The organism is Mucilaginibacter sp. (assembly GCF_041660805.1).
In the GTDB taxonomy this organism is placed as follows: Bacteria; Bacteroidota; Bacteroidia; order Sphingobacteriales; family Sphingobacteriaceae; genus Mucilaginibacter.
In genome coordinates this window covers 50,779-68,583 of sequence record NZ_JBAZVP010000023.1, presented here as the reverse complement: position 1 = coordinate 68,583, position 17,805 = coordinate 50,779, and the positions used below count along the sequence as shown (strand labels likewise).

The 17,805-nt window shown below is 43.9% G+C and carries 17 protein-coding genes; 3 read left to right on the top strand and 14 right to left on the bottom strand.

Translation table 11 applies throughout. The features are described 5' to 3' along the window. Positions 1-25: 25 nt before the first annotated feature. Positions 26-2,464, top strand: coding sequence for a beta-galactosidase GalB (gene galB, locus WC743_RS21240; protein ID WP_373015343.1), 2,439 nt, complete (start codon positions 26-28; stop codon positions 2,462-2,464). On the opposite strand, the gene WC743_RS21235 is transcribed toward galB, so the two are convergent. The 6 genes from WC743_RS21235 to WC743_RS21210 all read right to left on the bottom strand — a co-directional run bounded on the left by WC743_RS21235 (position 2,450) and on the right by WC743_RS21210 (position 10,544). Continuing rightward, entirely contained in the window at positions 2,450-3,535 is a 1,086-nt protein-coding gene (locus WC743_RS21235; protein ID WP_373015342.1) for an Ldh family oxidoreductase, read from the bottom strand. The genes galB and WC743_RS21235 overlap by 15 nt on opposite strands. Before the next feature lie 23 nt (positions 3,536-3,558). Continuing rightward, a complete protein-coding gene (gene ftcD / locus WC743_RS21230; protein WP_373015340.1) occupies positions 3,559-5,247 on the bottom strand; it encodes a glutamate formimidoyltransferase in 1,689 nt (562 codons plus the stop codon). A gap of 161 nt (positions 5,248-5,408) precedes the next feature. Continuing rightward, the gene (gene hutI / locus WC743_RS21225) at positions 5,409-6,632 is read right to left on the bottom strand and encodes an imidazolonepropionase (RefSeq protein WP_373015338.1); all 1,224 of its coding nucleotides are present in this window, start codon (positions 6,630-6,632) and stop codon (positions 5,409-5,411) included. A 211-nt stretch (positions 6,633-6,843) separates the two neighbouring features. After that, positions 6,844-8,517 (bottom strand): urocanate hydratase, encoded by a 1,674-nt coding sequence (gene hutU, locus WC743_RS21220; protein ID WP_373015336.1) that lies wholly within the window; start codon positions 8,515-8,517, stop codon positions 6,844-6,846. Beyond that, positions 8,495-10,054, bottom strand: a complete 1,560-nt coding sequence (gene hutH / locus WC743_RS21215; RefSeq protein ID WP_373015334.1) for a histidine ammonia-lyase — start codon at positions 10,052-10,054, stop codon at positions 8,495-8,497. Before hutH ends, hutU begins: the two co-directional genes overlap by 23 nt. After that, positions 10,047-10,544, bottom strand: coding sequence for a MarR family winged helix-turn-helix transcriptional regulator (locus WC743_RS21210; protein ID WP_373015333.1), 498 nt, complete (start codon positions 10,542-10,544; stop codon positions 10,047-10,049). Before WC743_RS21210 ends, hutH begins: the two co-directional genes overlap by 8 nt. A gap of 283 nt (positions 10,545-10,827) precedes the next feature. On the opposite strand from WC743_RS21210, the gene WC743_RS21205 reads away from it, so the two are divergent. Then, positions 10,828-11,274: an SRPBCC domain-containing protein gene (locus WC743_RS21205; protein ID WP_373015331.1), complete on the top strand. Its 447-nt coding sequence runs from the start codon at positions 10,828-10,830 to the stop codon at positions 11,272-11,274. Between the two features lie 329 nt (positions 11,275-11,603). On the opposite strand, the gene atpG is transcribed toward WC743_RS21205, so the two are convergent. The 8 genes from atpG to WC743_RS21165 all read right to left on the bottom strand — a co-directional run bounded on the left by atpG (position 11,604) and on the right by WC743_RS21165 (position 17,446). Further along, positions 11,604-12,509 (bottom strand): ATP synthase F1 subunit gamma, encoded by a 906-nt coding sequence (atpG, locus tag WC743_RS21200; RefSeq protein WP_373015329.1) that lies wholly within the window; start codon positions 12,507-12,509, stop codon positions 11,604-11,606. A gap of 131 nt (positions 12,510-12,640) precedes the next feature. Beyond that, positions 12,641-14,215, bottom strand: coding sequence for a F0F1 ATP synthase subunit alpha (gene atpA / locus WC743_RS21195; RefSeq protein WP_373015327.1), 1,575 nt, complete (start codon positions 14,213-14,215; stop codon positions 12,641-12,643). Between the two features lie 35 nt (positions 14,216-14,250). After that, complete coding sequence (gene atpH / locus WC743_RS21190) at positions 14,251-14,799, bottom strand: ATP synthase F1 subunit delta (RefSeq protein ID WP_373015326.1); 549 nt, start codon at positions 14,797-14,799, stop codon at positions 14,251-14,253. A 78-nt stretch (positions 14,800-14,877) separates the two neighbouring features. Then, positions 14,878-15,372, bottom strand: a complete 495-nt coding sequence (gene atpF / locus WC743_RS21185) for a F0F1 ATP synthase subunit B (protein ID WP_373015324.1) — start codon at positions 15,370-15,372, stop codon at positions 14,878-14,880. A 103-nt stretch (positions 15,373-15,475) separates the two neighbouring features. Beyond that, positions 15,476-15,685, bottom strand: a complete 210-nt coding sequence (gene atpE / locus WC743_RS21180) for an ATP synthase F0 subunit C (RefSeq protein ID WP_373015323.1) — start codon at positions 15,683-15,685, stop codon at positions 15,476-15,478. A 47-nt stretch (positions 15,686-15,732) separates the two neighbouring features. Next, on the bottom strand, positions 15,733-16,800 hold the full coding sequence (atpB, locus tag WC743_RS21175; RefSeq protein ID WP_373015321.1) for a F0F1 ATP synthase subunit A: 1,068 nt from the start codon (positions 16,798-16,800) through the stop codon (positions 15,733-15,735). Positions 16,801-16,832: 32 nt separating this feature from the next. Continuing rightward, positions 16,833-17,219 (bottom strand): hypothetical protein, encoded by a 387-nt coding sequence (locus WC743_RS21170; RefSeq protein WP_373015319.1) that lies wholly within the window; start codon positions 17,217-17,219, stop codon positions 16,833-16,835. After that, positions 17,216-17,446: an AtpZ/AtpI family protein gene (locus WC743_RS21165; protein WP_373015318.1), complete on the bottom strand. Its 231-nt coding sequence runs from the start codon at positions 17,444-17,446 to the stop codon at positions 17,216-17,218. The genes WC743_RS21170 and WC743_RS21165 overlap by 4 nt, the downstream gene beginning before the upstream one ends. Before the next feature lie 125 nt (positions 17,447-17,571). Between WC743_RS21165 and WC743_RS21160 the strand changes: the two genes are divergently transcribed. Further along, on the top strand, positions 17,572-17,790 hold the full coding sequence (locus WC743_RS21160; protein WP_373015316.1) for a hypothetical protein: 219 nt from the start codon (positions 17,572-17,574) through the stop codon (positions 17,788-17,790). The last annotated feature ends 15 nt before the right edge of the window (positions 17,791-17,805 follow it).

Here is a 17,805-nt window from a genome sequence, read left to right as displayed (position 1 = left end):
TACTTTTTGGCCAATTGCTTACCAAATGAATTCATCTTTACACAAACTCTCCATAAAAGTTATCGCTTTTATGGTTGTTATTTTCTCGTCTTTAACGCTTTATGCACAACAAACAAGCAGGACGGTTGCTGATTTTGACAAAGGCTGGAAATTCCATTTAGGCAATGTTGCATCTGCCGAAAAGAAAACGGCAAATGATAAAAGCTGGCGAACCCTCAACCTGCCGCACGATTGGAGCGTAGAGGGTGAATTCAACAAAGATAACCCTGCCACGCAAGAGGGCGGTGCTTTACCGGGTGGAATTGGTTGGTATCGTAAAACATTTACCGTACCGGCCGCATCAAAAAACAAATTGGTTTATATTGATTTTGATGGCGTTTACCAGCATAGCGATGTTTGGATAAACGGGCACCATTTAGGTTTCAGGCCCAACGGATATATCTCTTTCCGATATGAGTTAACCCCTTATTTAAATTTTGGCGGAACAAATGTGATCGCTGTTAAAGTAAACAATCAGGAACAGCCCAATTCACGCTGGTATTCGGGTTCGGGCATTTACCGTAATGTATGGCTGGTTACTACAAACAAAACTGCAATTGACCATTGGGGAACATACGTAACAACACCCAAAGTAAACGCCGATTCTGCAACTGTAGCTATAGATGTAAAAGTTAAAAACCCTGCTCATGCACATTACCGTACCCAGGTGCTAATTTATGATGCCGAAAATAAAATTGTTTCTACTGGTGGTGGTGTTCCTTCTGCCCAACAATGGGCTGATACCACTGCTACGTTAAGTAATAAGCTTAAAGTAGTAAAGCCAAACCTTTGGTTGGTGAACAGGCCATATCTGTACAAGGTGGTTACACAGGTATTTATAGGAACAAATAAAGTGGATGAGTATACCACGCCTTTGGGCATCCGTTATTTTGAGTTTGATGCTGATAAAGGCTTCCTGCTGAACGGAGAGCCCTTAAAAATATTAGGTGTTTGTGATCACCATGATCTGGGGAGCCTGGGAGCTGCCGTTAATACCCGTGCTTTGGAACGCCAGCTGCAAATTTTAAAGGCAATGGGTTGTAATGGCATCCGTACATCACACAACCCGCCTGCGCCTGAGTTGCTTGACCTTTGCGACAAGATGGGCTTTATTGTAATGGACGAAGCTTTTGATATGTGGAAGATGCAAAAGAATAAATACGATTATCACCTTTACTGGGATGAGTGGCACAAGCGCGACCTGGAGGATCAATTACTGCGCGACCGTAACCATCCATCAGTTTTTATTTGGAGCATTGGCAACGAAATTGTTGAGCAGTTCAGCAAAACAGATACCTCCGGCAGGAACATTGCCCGTGAACTGGCAGGCATAGTGCATAATTTAGATACTACACGCCCAATTACCGCGGCAAATAATGAACCGCAAACGCATAATAATCTCATCGCCTCCGGCGCTCTTGACCTGATAGGTTATAATTATCATCATCAGGATTATGAATCTTTTCATAAACGTTATCCGGGTAAAAAATTTATAGCTACTGAAACTAATTCAGCATTGCAAACAAGGGGGCATTATGATATGCCATCAGATAGCATCCGCAGGTGGCCACCCTCATGGGATACCAAAGACTTTAAAGGCAACCCCGATAATACCGTTTCGGCTTATGATAATGTATCGGCCTACTGGGGTTCAACCCATGAAGAGACCTGGAAGGTGATGAAAAAGTTTGATTTCCTATCCGGGATGTATATATGGACGGGCTTTGATTACTTAGGTGAACCAACCCCTTACAAATGGCCATCGCGCAGTTCCTATTTTGGAATTATTGATCTGGCGGGTTTCCCTAAAGATGTTTACTACATGTACCAAAGCGAGTGGACAAACAAACCGGTGCTGCACCTATTTCCGCACTGGAACTGGGAGCCCGGCAAAACCGTTGACGTGTGGGCCTACTATAATAATGCTGATGAAGTGGAGCTGTTTCTGAACGGAAAATCAATGGGTGTAAAAAATAAAACCGGCGACGACCTGCACGTAATGTGGCGCTTAAAATTTGAACCGGGAACTATTAAGGCGGTTTCCCGCAAAAACGGCACGGTAGTTTTAACAAAGGAGATCCATACCGCGGGCGCCCCTGCTAAAATTGAACTTATTGCCGATAGAAAAATTATTAATGCTGGTAGTAAAGACCTGTCATTTATCACCGTACGAATATTAGACAAGGCCGGTAACATTGTGCCAAATGCAGATAACAGGGTCAAATTTGCAGTTGCCGGAGGGAGCCTGGTGTCGGTAGATAATGGCGATCCGGTTAGTCACGATAGCTTTAGGGCAGATAACAGGAAGGCTTTTAACGGCCTGGCGCTTGCTATAATAAAGGGCCGCGAAACACCCGGTGATATTACTTTTACCGCTACAGCCGAGGGTTTAAAACCAGCTACAATTACATTAAAAACTAAATGATAGGGGCTCAATTTTAAACTTTACAGCCAATTCATTCAAATCGTTTACAACGGCATCCACCAGCGGGATGCCGTTCTTTATTCTATCGGTTTCTGCTTCAAGTTCCGGTTCGCCGGGAATGATCACTTTTTGGGCAGGATCAATAGTGGTTGATGATTTGAAACGGCTTATCCAGTTATCCATATCAGCCTTAAACTCATCCGCAGGGCGAAAACCGTCTACCCGCATTGCGCCTACAAAATGCCCCAAACCCTTCCCCGGCGGGTTAACCGGCGGTTCAAGGAACGCTACAAAAGGCGGCACCCAGGGGCCATAATTGGCACCCGACAAAACGCCGGAAAGTATATCGACCGTTGCGCTTAAGCCAAACCCTTTGTGGCTGCCATGCTCCCTGTCGCTACCGAGGGGCAATAATGCCCCACCTGTTTTTAAAGCATGCGGATCGGTAGTGTAATTACCTTGTTTATCCTGTATCCAGCCTTCGGGCACTTGCTTACCACTGCGCTGGGCTATTTCAAGCTTACCGTTCGCTGCCGCGGATGTAGCCATATCAATAATTACCGGGGGATACTTACCTGCCGGGAATGCATAGCACATGGGGTTGGTACCCAGTAAGCGTTCATTTGAAAAAGTAGGCGCAACCAGCGGGCTCGCATTAGTCATGGCAAAGCCTATCATATCTTTTTCAACCGCCATTAGCGAATGGTATCCCGCAATGCCAAAATGGTTGGAGTTACGTACTGATACCCATCCCGAGCCATATTTTTCTGCCTTTTCTATCGCTATTTGCATAGCAAAGGGCGCAACTACCAGGCCCAGGCCCGCATCGCCATCAACAGTAGCTGTGGTAGCTGTTTCGTGAACAATCTTAATATCGGGATTGGTATTGATGCGCTGTTTTTCCCAAAGCCGCGTATAACCGCTTAAACGCGCCACCCCGTGCGAGTCAATTCCCCGCAGATCTGATTTTAGCAATACATCAGCCGCTAATGCAGCATGGGCCTGGCTGCAGCCCATTGCTATAAAAATATTTTGGGTAAAAGCACGAAGGGCGGGTTCAGATATCAGCATGAGGCAAATATAACAAGGATAGATTACAAACTTATCTTGCTATTCACTAATGCTATTATCTCTTCCTCTAAAGCAATCGTTTGTTTTTCTATCTCCGTTCCCTTGCTGATAACATCATCAACAAAAACCTTATCCTTATAGCCCGACGCATTGATCTTCACATTCATAAAAGCGCCTAATACGGCAGATCGTGCGCAAAGGGCTGCAACACCTGCATCCGTTACAGAATTGGGGTTACCGGTCTCTACCATAGCTTTTATCAGTGTTAAGCTTTCAAGGGAAGTCTCCATTACCTTAAAAGGAATCTCTATTGCATAACGGGTTGCATCCTGTATGGCTTTATCCCGGGCAGATTTTTCTTCATCGTTTGATTTTGGCAAACTGAATGCTTCCATGATCTTATTAAAAGCGGCAGTATCAAGGTCTACTAATTTTAGCAGCTCATCTTTGTAGGCCTGGCCCTTCTCCGCCCAGTTGCTAAATTCCTCCCACCGGCTATCCCACCCTTTTTTGTGGGATGACAAGTTAGCCACCATCGTAGCCAGCGACGCCCCTAATGCTCCCATATAGGCAGATATTGAACCGCCGCCCGGTGCAGGGCTTTCACTCGCGGTTTCATCTGCAAAAGCGGTGAGGGTCATACCTGCTAATTTGCCTGCATTCGCATCCTGCAATAAATATTCAATGATCCGTTCACGTGGGTTGAAGGAGCCCAATTCATCCAGCCCCATTGATTTAATAGCGATCCTGATCAACTCACTATCACTTACCCCTACTGACCGCTGTTGCTTCCGCAGGAAATATTTACCGGCATCCAGCATGGCTTTCAATGGGATCAATCCTACCAGTTCACTTCCTGTTACACGGATGCCACGCTCGGCAGCTTTTGTACAAACCTCATCAAACGCCACATGAATAGGCGTAACCTCAATGTTGGTTAAATTCATGGAGATTTGGGCGATGCCGTACTCTTCAATATACCATCCAATAGCCTTCACACTTTTTAATGAACCGGAGATAGACTTTGGTTTACCATTTTCATCAGTAATTATCTTACCGGTTACCGGGTCGCCTTCACGCATTACGCGGCCTGCCTCGCGTACATCAAAAGCAATGGCATTTGCCCTGCGGGTTGATGTGGTGTTGAGGTTTACGTTATAAGCTATCAAAAAATCGCGTGCGCCAATTACGGTTGCTCCCCGCTTAACATCGTTTTCTGCAGGGCCAAAATCTGGTGCCCATTGCGGTAATTTTATCTTTTTGAAAAAACCTTCATACTCACCCGCCCTGATAATGGAAAGGTTGCTGCGGCTTTTATCAGCCTGTGCATATTCATATAAATAAGCCGGGATGCGCAATTCCTCACCCACACGCTTAGCTAACTGCCTTGCATACTCAGCCGTTTCCTCCATTGTAATATTGGCTATCGGTATAAGCGGACAAACATCGGTTGCGCCCATTCTTGGGTGCTCGCCTTTGTGCTTGCTCATATCAATCAGCTCACCTGCTTTTTTAATGGCTAAAAACGCCGCCTCAATCACCTTTTCAGGTTCACCAACAAAAGTTACCACGGTGCGGTTTGTTGCCTTACCGGGGTCAACATTTAAAAGTCTTACACCTTCAACCGTTTCAATTTCGCCGGTGATCTGTTTAATAATAGCCGGGTTTACACCTTCGCTAAAATTGGGTACACATTCTATTAGTTTTGTCATTGGTTATTGAATCAATGGTTTATTAGTCTTTTATTCCCTCCCCACGGGAGGGGCGTATTGGATGGTGCATTGGCAGGGAGGGGTTCCCCAGCCGGTAACTTATAAAGTTTAATAAACCCCTACCTCCTCCTTCCCCAAGGAAGGAATCGTACTGCCCCCACTTAGTAATTGCCGCCAACCCAAACACGGCTTGGCTTCATCTTCCCCTGATAGTATAATATTTCGCGGTAATCGGCGCATGGATAAGCCTGCATATCTGCCAGCATTCCCTGTGCTAATATACCACGGTTATTTATTTTTAAAGCCGCCGCCGCGCGATATGTTAACCCGGCAAACACCTCAGCAGCGCACAATTTTTCGGCGGCACTCATTACAGCAACCTCCATCAGCAGATCGCCCATTGGGGCCGAGCCGGGGTTCCAATCGCTGGCAATAGCGAGGCATGCGCCGGCATCAAGCAATTTCCGTGCAGGTGCATATGGCATCCCTAAACCTAATGATGCACCCGGCAAGGTTACAGCAACGGTATTTGAATTGGCTAATAATCTTATTTCGGCTTCGCCGGATGTTTCCAAATGATCGGCAGATACCGCACCGGCTATTACTGCAACCACACTGCCACTGGGAGTAAACTGGTCGGCATGAATAGTAACATCAAAACCCATTCGTTTGGCCTTATTAAGATAAACTAAAGCATTATCTGCACTAAAAGCGCTTTGTTCAATGAAAATATCTATGCGGTTAGTAAGGTTTTCTTTTTTAATTACCGGCAGCAGTTCGTTAACCACATTATCCAAATATTCCTGTTGCGATCCAATAAAATCCTTTGGCACCATGTGAGCGGCAAGGCAGGTAGAAACCAAATGTGCCTTAGTTTGGGTTGATGCTGCCCGGATAGCCCGCAACTGCTTTAACTCCTCTTCCAAACTCAGGCCATAACCACTTTTAACCTCTATGGTAGTTACCCCTTCGGCAAGGTGCCTGTTGGCTCGTTGCATCAACAAATTAATTAAAGTATTTTCATCAGCGGCTCGTGTTTGGGTCACTGTATCCCAGATCCCGCCGCCTGATTGGGCTATTTCTAAATATGTTTTACCCGCAATACGCAGGGCATAATCTTTTGCCCGGTTACCGGCAAAACAAATATGTGTATGACAATCTATAAAACCGGGCAATAGCACTTGCCCGCCCTCAATTTCTTCTATCTGTACCCGGGGATTAGCTTTTCTTATTTCTTCAAAATCACCAACGGCTAATATTAGTCCATCTCCAACCAACACACCACCTTGCGGGATAATGTGTAATTGTTCATCCTTTAAGGCGCCTTTTAACGGCAGACCTGTTAAGGGAATAATTTGCGTGAACGGACCTATTAGTTTTTCCATATATTGTTTATTATAAGCGCTGGGTCATGCTGAGCTTGTCGAAGCATCGCGGGCGGGCCTTTGCGCACGTCCTTCGACAAGCTCAGGATGACCCCAGCAAATGTCATTTCCCCTTCAGAGGCCCCGGATTTTAAAACTCGCAATGACGGGTCATTTACTAAGTCGCTTTCCAACTATTCTCCAATCAACCATTCTCCACTCACCAACCGAACTACCAAACCTTCAACCCAAACCTATCTGCCCATTCACTTGCCTTGTCATATCCGGCATCGGTATGGCGGAAGATGCCCATTGCAGGATCGTTATGCAGCACCCGTTTCAGGCAGATAGCGGCGCGTTCGGTGCCATCGGCTACTACTACCATACCGGCATGTTGAGAATATCCCATACCTACCCCGCCACCATGATGGAATGATACCCATGTTGCACCGCCCGATGTATTCGCCATTAGGTTTAGCAATGGCCAGTCTGATACCGCGTCTGAGCCATCTTTCATGGATTCGGTTTCTCTGTTTGGCGATGCTACCGAGCCGCAATCCAAATGATCGCGACCGATTACAATTGGCGCTTTTACTTTGCCGCTTGCTACCAGCTCATTAAATATCAATCCTGCTTTTTCACGTTCGCCCATGCCTAACCAGCAGATACGGGCAGGTAATCCCTGAAAAGCGATCTGTTTTTGTGCTTTCTCCAACCAGTTGATGAGTGGTTTATTTTCCGGGAAAGCTTCCATCAGCGCCCGGTCTGTTGTGTAAATATCTTCAGGATCGCCGGATAGGGCAACCCACCTGAATGGCCCCTTCCCCTCGCAAAACAAAGGGCGGATAAAAGCCGGTGTAAAGCCGGGGAAATCATAAGCGTTTTGTTCGCCGCCCTGTTTGGCAAATTCCCGCAGGTTATTGCCATAATCAAATGTTACAGAACCCAGCTTTTGCAGTTGCAGCATAAAGCCAACGTGCCGCGCCATACTTTTTAATGAAAGGCGTTTATATTCTTCGGCATCCGCTTTACGCAGACCGGCTGCTTGTTGTAATGTTAATCCGTTCGGTATGTACCCGTTCAAAGGGTCATGTGCCGAAGTTTGGTCGGTTACCATATCGGGCACAATGCCGTCTGCAATCAACCTTTCCAGCATATCGCCGGCATCGCTTACCAGGCCTACAGATAAAGTTTCACCTTTAGCCATAGCCTCTTTTACCCATACTATCGCCTCGTCATAAGAATGGGTTAACCTATCTATGTATTTACTGTCCAATCGTTTTTGGATGCGTGTTACATCCACATCGGCACCTAAAAAAACGGCGCCTGCCATGGTAGCGGCCAATGGTTGCGCGCCACCCATACCACCTAACCCTGCACTTACTATCAGCTTGCCCGTTAAATCGGCATTAAAATGCTGGCGGCCCGCTTCTACAAAAGTTTCATAGGTGCCTTGCAGAATGCCTTGCGTACCAATATAGATCCAGCTCCCAGCGGTCATTTGGCCGTACATCATCAATCCATCTGCCCGCAGTTTATTAAAATGTTCCCAGGTTGCCCATGCAGGTACCAGGTTACTGTTAGCTATCAAAACCCTCGGCGCCTGCGGGTGACTGCGGATAATACCCACCGGCTTACCCGACTGCACCAACAGTGAATGATCTTCATCCAGCTCCAGCAACAATTCTATGATCTTCCTTAACGATTCCGGGTTGCGCGCTGCCTGCCCTATACCGCCGTAAACCACCAACTCATCGGGGTTTTCGGCAACCTGCCCATCAAGATTATTAAGGAGCATGCGCAGCGGCGCTTCTGTTTGCCAGCTTTTAGCGTGCAGTTGGTTACCAACCGGCGCTTTGTACACCGGGTGGCTGGCGTATGTTTTAATAAATTCCGAATTCGTCATCGTCATTCAGATTGATGTTATGTTTTTGAGCGGCCTCAGTTGCCACCGATTGAAACTCTCCGCTTATAATTAATTGATGTAGGGCGTTAATGTCCTCCGCAAAAATGCGATCCTCTTTTATAAAGGGAACATGCTGCCTAACCAGCTGGTGGCAGGCCTCAATAACCGGGGTGCTTTGTAACGGCCTTCTAAAATTAAGCGCCTGTGCTGCATAAAGCAATTCAATAGCTTGTATATACTCAATATTCTCCAGCACCATGTGTAGTTTGCGCCCGCTGATGGAGCCCATAGATACATGATCTTCCTGCCCTAATGAAGTGGGCACGCTATCGGCACTTGCCGGAAAACACATGGTTTTATTCTCGGTTACCAAAGCGGCTGTAGTGTACTGCGGTATCATTAACCCGGAGTTTAACCCGGCATCATCCGTTAACAGTTTCGGTAACCCGTAACGGCCTTCGCTCATGAGGTAACAGCGGCGGTCGGCAATGTTGCCTAGCTCGGCAGCGGCTACAGTGGCATAATCTAAAGGCAGGGCTAATGGCTGCCCATGAAAGTTACCGCCGCTTATGGTATCATCGGCATTAAAAATTATAGGATTATCAGTAACAGAATTCAGCTCTATTTCGGTAAGCTCTTTTAGATGCAGCCAGGCATTACGAGACGCGCCATGCACCTGCGGCATACAACGCAGGGAATAAGGATCCTGTACCCTGCCGCAATCAATATGTGAGCAGCCTATCTTAGAATCATCCAACAGGGCGGCTAATCGTTTTGCTACATGCTTTGTGCCTTTGTAGGGGCGTATGGCGTGCAGCCTTGCATCAAAAGGCCTTGCAGAGCCCATAAGGCCCTCCAGCGACATAGCGCCAACCAAGTCTGCAACATTTAAGGCATTATTTAAACGCTCTACCGCTTTTATAGCAAACGCCAGTATAAACTGTGTACCGTTAATAAGTGCAAGCCCTTCTTTAGGCCCCAATATCAGTGGTTGTAAGTTGTTTTCTTTTAAGATTTCCCCCGCCGCATGTTTCTCATCCTCAACAAACACTTCGCCTAAACCAATCAATGGCAAAAACAAATGCGCAAGCGGCGCCAGGTCTCCCGATGCACCTACAGAACCTTTTTCGGGCACTACCGGGATAATATTATTATCAATATGCCAAATAATACGGTCTAAAGTTTGCGGGGCAATGCCCGAGTAACCTTGTGCCAAAGCATGTACTTTGGTTATCAGCATTAGCCTGGCTATTTCCTGCGGAATGGGTTTCCCCACGCCAACACTATGACTTTTCAGGATATTGCTTTGCAGCAGGCTGGTGTCTTTTTCAGAGATCCTTGTATCGCACAGCGGACCGAAACCGGTATTGATACCATAAACGGGCTTTTGCGCATGCACTATTTTTTCTACCTCCCGCCATGACGTATTAATACCGGCAGCGGCAGCATGGTTAATGATCCCTTTTATTTTGCCTGCTGCAATATCCAGGCAAATGCCAATAGTAAGATGGTCAATACCGTAATTGAAATTATTCATGAGGTATACGGTTAAGTTTATCGCCCACCTTACCGGCAAGGTTGTAAGCGCGGAATGTATCCTCTAATGCCGATATAGCGGGTAATAGTTTAGTTATAGCAGGTTCACTTTCTGAAAGCTCCGTCATACTGCTGCTAATAGCATCCCAAACGGGTAGGATCTGGCTTAACAGCGCACGGCCTTTATCAGTGAATTGCACCAGTTGCTTACGGCCATCATCTATGCTAACAGTGGTTTCTACCAGTTTACGGCTCTTTAAATTAGTAATAAGCTGACTTGCCGCCGGATGCGACACCTCGGTTTGTTCACTCAGTTCCTTTATAGATAGAGAATCGTTTTTTGAGAGCAGATAAAACACAGGGAACCAGCTGGCATCAAAGTCAATGCCTTCATTTTGATAAATGCGGTTTATTTCGGCCAAAAAGGTTTCACTCATCCGCCTTAAGCGGCTTCCTAAAACCAGGTATCCTAAACTTTGATACAAATTCATAATGCAATTTATATAAGTACTTATACAAATGCAAGTATGACGGAAAGTATTTATTAACAATTAATTCCATATCTTTAAATGCCTGTCTTATAGCCCCCTCCAGTTATAAGGAAATTGCACATATCCATCACTCGTCTCATCTTCTGCACACTTGTTATACTATACACCAACATGGTGCAATATTTGAAGTAAAAATACTTGTCACATTATACCATTGAATTTGTCGCATTCACACCCAGTAAATTATAGAAATGATATTCAACTTTATATAAAAACTAAGATTATGGAATACGCAACATTTAAAACCGAAATTAATGCTCCGCGCGAAAAGGTTTGGGACACGCTTTTCACAGATGAAAACTATCCGAAGTGGACAGATGTTTTTTGTGCAGGATCGCATGCTATAACCGATTGGAAACAAGGCAGCAAAGCGCAGTTTCTTGATAACAAGGGAGCAGGCATGTTTGGTGTCATTGAAAAAAGTGTGCCCAATGAATTCTTATCGATAAAAGCGTTAGGAGAAATAGTTGATGGCAAAGAAACCTATGATACCCCGGGTGCCAAAGCTTGTGCAGGTTCATACGAGAATTATACGCTGATAAAAATTGGCAACAAAACCCTGCTTGAGGTTGACCTTAGCGGAGACGAAATTCCCGAAGAGTTTAAAAAATTCCTATCGGATGTATGGCCGAAAGCAATGGTTAAAATAAAGGAAATAGCGGAGAATTGATAACGATAACCACATAGTATGCCATTGCGAGCGATAGCGTGGCAATCCCCGACATGTTTGCGGCGACTTTTCTATCGGAGATTGCTTCGTAGTTACACTCCTACCTATGACATATTTAGTTAATTGGGTCATGCTGAGCTTGTCGAAGCATTGCGGGGGGCCTTTGCGCACGTCCTTCGACAAGCTCAGGATGACCCAGCAAATGTCATTTCCCCCTTCAGAGGCCGCTGGATTTTAAAACTCGCAATGACGCGCTGTTTAAATAAGTAAACAAAAAAGGCTCTCCAAAATGGAGAGCCTTTTTTATTTCTTAGACAAGCTCAGGTTAATTAACTACTCAATGCTGCCGCACCGCTTACAATTTCGGTAAGCTCGGTAGTGATGGCTGCCTGGCGGGCCTGGTTGTATGAAAGTTTCAAAGCTTTCAACAGGTCACCGGCATTTTCGGTTGCCTTATCCATCGCTGTCATACGTGCGCCATGTTCAGATGCGTTTGAATCTAAAACGGCACGGTATAACTGTATTTTAATATTCTTAGGGATCAGTTGCTCTACAATTTCTTCCTGTGATGGTTCCAATATGTAGTTAACCTGTGTTTCAGTAACAGCATCCTTTGTTTTCAGCTCTTCCTTAGGCTTAGCTTCCGGCAATGGAACAGGTAATAATTGCTCGGCTACCTGGTACTGAATGGCCGCGTTACGGAAATGGTTGTACACCAGTTCAACACGATCATAATCGCCGTCAATAAAGCCCTTCATTATCGATTCGGTAATTTTTGAAGCGTTAATAAAGTTCAGGTTAAGGTACAGGTCGTTATTGTTACCAATAACATTGTACTTACGGCGCTGAAAAAACTCCTGGCTTTTTTTACCGATAGCAACGATAGATACATTGCCGGCCCTTAACTGCTCACTGTATTTTTCAGCTATCAGGTTGTTGGCGGTTTTAATAACGTTGGCATTAAAAGCACCTGCCAAACCACGGTTTGATGATACAACAACTACCAATACACGTACCGGTTCGCGCTGTTGCAGGTATGGCGATGCACCATCCTCTAAGCTTGCCGATAGGTTAGCTAACAGATCTTTCAACTTGTTAGCATAAGGGCGTAATTGTATAATAGCATTGGTAGCCCTTTTCAACTTAGCTGCCGAAACCATTTTCATGGCCTTGGTTATCTGCTGTGTTGAGCTTACGGATGCTATCCTGTTTCTTACTTCTTTTAAATTAGCCATTCTTTAAGATGTGCAAATTTCAAATGTGCAGATATGCAAATTGCAGTACCACACGAGTTTTTAAATTAACTAATTAATTGAGGGAGATACGCTAATCTGCACATTTGCACATCAGCATATCTGCACATTAATTAATATCTTCCTGCCAGTTCTTTAGCTACTGTTTCCAGTACGCCTGTTAACTGGTCATCAAATTTACCTGCTTTAAGGGCGGCCAGCACTTCAGGGTGGCGCAGCTCTAACTGGCTGGTATATTCTGCTTCAAATTCTCTGATCTTGTTAACCGGTACGCTACGCATCAGGTTTTTAGTACCCAGGTAAATAATAGCTACCTGTTTTTCTACCGATACCGGTGAGTACTGACCTTGTTTCAAGATCTCCACGTTACGTGCACCTTTGTCAATTACGTTTTTGGTTGATGCATCTAAATCCGAACCGAATTTAGAGAAAGCTTCCAGCTCGCGGTATTGAGCCTGGTCAAGCTTTAATGTACCAGCAACCTTTTTCATTGATTTGATCTGCGCGTTACCACCCACACGTGATACCGAGATACCTACGTTAATTGCGGGACGGATACCAGCAAGGAACAAGTTCGACTCCAGGAATATCTGGCCATCGGTAATTGAAATTACGTTGGTTGGGATATATGCTGATACGTCACCTGCCTGTGTTTCAATAATTGGCAATGCTGTTAATGAACCACCACCTTTTACAATACCTCTAATAGACTCTGGCAAATCGTTCATTGCCTGGGCAATATTGTCGTTAGCATTTATTTTAGCGGCACGCTCTAATAAACGGCTGTGCAGATAAAACACGTCACCCGGATAAGCCTCACGGCCCGGTGGGCGACGAAGTAATAAAGATACCTCACGGTAAGCAACCGCCTGTTTTGAAAGATCATCATAAACGATCAATGCCGGGCGACCGGTATCACGGAAGTACTCGCCAATTGCAGCACCTGCAAACGGAGAGAAAAATTGCATTGTAGCAGAGTCTGATGCGTTAGCCGCAACAATAATAGAGTAAGGCATAGCACCGTTCTCTTCTAATGTGCGTACAATGTTTGCAACAGTTGAAGCCTTTTGGCCACAAGCTACATATATACAGATAACCGGCTGGCCGGCATCATAAAATTCTTTCTGGTTGATGATGGTATCGATACAAACCGCAGTTTTACCTGTTTGTCTGTCACCAATTACCAACTCACGCTGGCCACGACCAATTGGGATCATGGCATCAATAGCCTTAATACCAGTTTGTAATGGTTCAGTTACCGGCTGGCGGTAAATAACACCCGGAGCTTTACGCTCTAAAGGCATTTCATAAGTTTGGCCTGTAATTGGGCCTTTACCATCAATAGGGTTACCTAAAGTATCAACAACACGGCCAAGCATACCTTCACCTACGTTAATAGATGCGATACGGTTAGTACGTTTAACGTTGTCGCCTTCCTTAATATCGTCAGACCTACCTAACAATACCACACCCACGTTATCTTCTTCAAGGTTTAGTACGATACCCTGTAAACCGTTATCAAATTCAACCAGCTCACCTGATTGCACTTTAGTTAAACCGTAAACACGTGCAATACCATCACCCACCTGGAGTACGGTACCCACTTCTTCTAATTCAGATTCTGACTTGAAGCCGGCTAACTGCTGACGCAAAATTGCTGATACTTCGTCTGGTCTTACCTCTACCATTTTTTGAGATTATTTTAGAGTTTTTATATTAAATATTATTTGACTGCAACGCGTGCAAGATCTTTTTTCAATCGTTTAAGGCTGGTGGCTATGCTGGTATCAACCTGCCTGTCGCCAACTGTAAGTACAAAGCCACCAATCAGCGAAGGATCAACCTTGGCTTCCAGTTTAACTGTACCGCCAATTGCCTGCTGCACGTCATCAAGCATCTTCTTTTTATTAGCTTCAGAAAGCGGAGCTGCTGATGTTACCTTAGCATTGGTAATATGGTTTTTAATATCATACAGGCCAATAAATTCCTGGGCGGTTGTATATAACACTTCGCCACGGCCTTTATTCACCATAATATTAAAAAACAGGATAGTAACCTTGTCTACCTTAGTGCCAAAAACATCGGCCAGTATATTCACCTTTTTAATGTGCGATACTATAGGGTTACTTAAAACCGCCTTAAGTTCGGGGTTGGCTTTTAAAGTGTGCAAAAACAAGCTCATATCATCCTTAACCTTTTCAAGGGAGTTTTGCTCTTGGGCAAGGTCAATTAGTGCTTTTGCGTATCTTAATGCTACTGTTACTTCTGACATATCTTAGTTATGGTGAGTGGTGAATTGTGAGCGGTGAGTGGTTTAACTACTCTCCATTCTCCATTCACTACTCTCTTATTACAATTTAACTTCTTTAAGCAAATCGGCTACTAATGCATCCTGTTTGCTGCTGTCTTCAAATTGCTTGCGTAAAACCTTTTCAGCAATTTCTAATGATAATGTTGCAACCTGGTTTTTAACATCAGCCATAGCAATAGCTTTCTGGTTGTTAATTTCAACACGTGCAAGTTCAATCTGGCGTGCACCTTCTTTGTGTGCAGCATCCTTGGCTTCGCCTATGATCTGGTCTTTAACCTTTTTAGCTTCCTGCAATATAATATCGCGCTCGGCACGTGCTTGTTTAAGCAGGCTTTCGTTTTCGCTTATCAGGCGGGCCATCTCTTCATTAGCGGCTTCAGCTTTTGAAAGTGAATCTTCAATAAAGCGTTCACGATCGTCAATAGCGCCCATAATAGGCTTCCATGCAAATTTAGCAAGCAGGAAAAACAGTACTAAGAATGATACTGTGGTCCAAAATACTAAACCAATCTCTGGGGTTACTAATGGATTCATTTTCTATATAGATAACAAATGTTTATAATTCAATTTTTCAATAACCGCACCTGTTGCCAATCGCAACAGGGTACGGTTAAAAGATTTAATCTCCGGGGTTGGATTATTTCAAGCCCAGGAATGATACTACCACACCGAACAAAGCAGCACCCTCAACAAGAGCGGCAGCGATGATCATGGCAGTTTGGATTTTTGCAGCAGCTTCTGGCTGACGGGCAATACCTTCTACGGCTTTACCACCAATTTGACCGATACCGATACCGGCTCCGATTACTGCTAAACCTGCACCAAGTGCAGCGATACTTCCAACCATTGTTTTAAATTTAAAGTGAATATATATTATATAATTATTTACAAATATTAGTGGTGGTGCTCTTCAATAGCTGTACCGATAAATAAAGCGGTTAACAGCGTAAAGATAAATGCCTGCAATGCTGCTACCAGCAATTCCAATACATCCATAAACACCACAAAAGCAACTGATACCGGCGCTATAGCAACAGACTTGAACACAAATATTAAGGATATTAAGCTTAATACAATAATGTGCCCTGCTGTAATGTTAGCGAACAAACGTATCATTAATGCGAAAGGCCTTGAAATGATACCTACCAGCTCAATAACCCACCATAGCGGCCAAATCCAAACCGGAACATCAGCAGGGATAAAAATGTGTTTCCAGTAATGTTTGTTACCATTTAAGTTAACCACTAATAAAGTGATAACTGACAGTACCAGCGTTACCGCAATATTACCTGTTAAGTTTGCACCACCCGGAAAGAAAGGGATTAAACCGATAAGGTTATTGATCCATATAAAAAAGAACACGGTTAACAATAACGGCATAAAGCGCTGGTATTTGTAACCAATGTTTGGGCGGGCAATATCATCCCTTACAAAAAGGATTATAGGCTCCATAAATGACTGGAAACCCTTTGGCGTTTTGCCTGCCCGTTTTTTGTATGCTGATGAAACACTCAGGAAGATAATTAACAGAACGATAATACCCATCCACATGCTAACCACGTTGCGGGTAATAGAGAAGTCAATTAAACTGCTGTTCCATTTTGCTATGTTAGCGCTTTCTGATAAAGTATTATTTTCGCCAACAATATTTATTTTATCATTAACCAACCTATAGGTATAATATTTACCGGTATAGTCTGCATGGCCATGTTCAAAATGCCCGGCCGAAAAAACTTCAAAGCCTTTGTCGGTATATAATACCACAGGCAGCGGAATAGAAGTATTTCCGATAATATGCAATGAATGCGAATCGGCAATGTGCTCTAAGATCACTTCGCTTGGCTCAAACTTCTTTTCAGCGCCTTCAGCATGCTCTTCTTGCGAAAAAGCTGGTATTGAAAATACCGTCAGCGTTAAAAAAACGGCACAAATTCGTAAAAGTGTAAAAATTTTTGATTTCAAAATCGAGCTGTTATACATCTAAATAAAGTTTTTTACTTCAAATTTTGGTTGCGCAAGTTACGCAACAAAACGTAAACTTCAAAGGCTGTATTTAAGAAATATAAGTAAAAGAAATTGCCCGTAAAAACCACTTTATCAACCTTCGTTTTGAGGATAAAAACCACTAAAAAAGCAAGGCATGCAAGTATTTTAAAAGTAGTAGTGGCCAAAAATGTTTGGGCATACTTCTCGGGGTTTATTTTTTGGGTTACCAATAAGGCAACAACAACCAACATGGTAAGGCCGGTAATAAAAGCAAACATTACCCAAAAATGCGGCACCAAAAAGTTGGGCTTATCAGCAAATATTAAATATGCCGGCGGGATAGCTAAAAGGAGTACAAATATTCCTAAGGAAATAATGGCGGATTGGATTTTCAATTTTTTACAGATCTGATAACAATGTATAATGATATTAATACCCCGGCTAATGACAGTGCTGCCGTTACCCATTTGGTATCGTGCTGGGCGGCCTCGTCAATTTTATAACCGGCAAACGCGAACACGCCTATAATAACAAGCATTTGGAAGGCAAGGCCGGTGTATTTGGCATAAGCGTTTATTTCCTTGCCTGTCTCTTTGGTTTCATTTTCTTCATTTTCTGGCATCCGCAAATTTATTAATCCTATTGCATACTATTTAGTAAATTAGCCATTGCTTTAATAATACCTGATTTGTAAGCGCCATAACGACAAATTCATTGCTAAACACGCCTACTTAATAGATTAATATTATGGAAAAAGTTGTAAATTTTATAAAACAGAATGAAGAAGAAATGCTGTATATTCAGTATTGGCTAAAACAACCTGTTATTGAGCGTTTAAAAGAAGTTACCCGATTAAGATATAATTACTATAAATGGCTCAATAAGTCTTTTCCTGACAAAATAGAAAAGGTGGTGAACCGACAACCGTTAGCACATCAAACAGGTTCGATCTCGCTTAGCATATAAATACACAACATATAA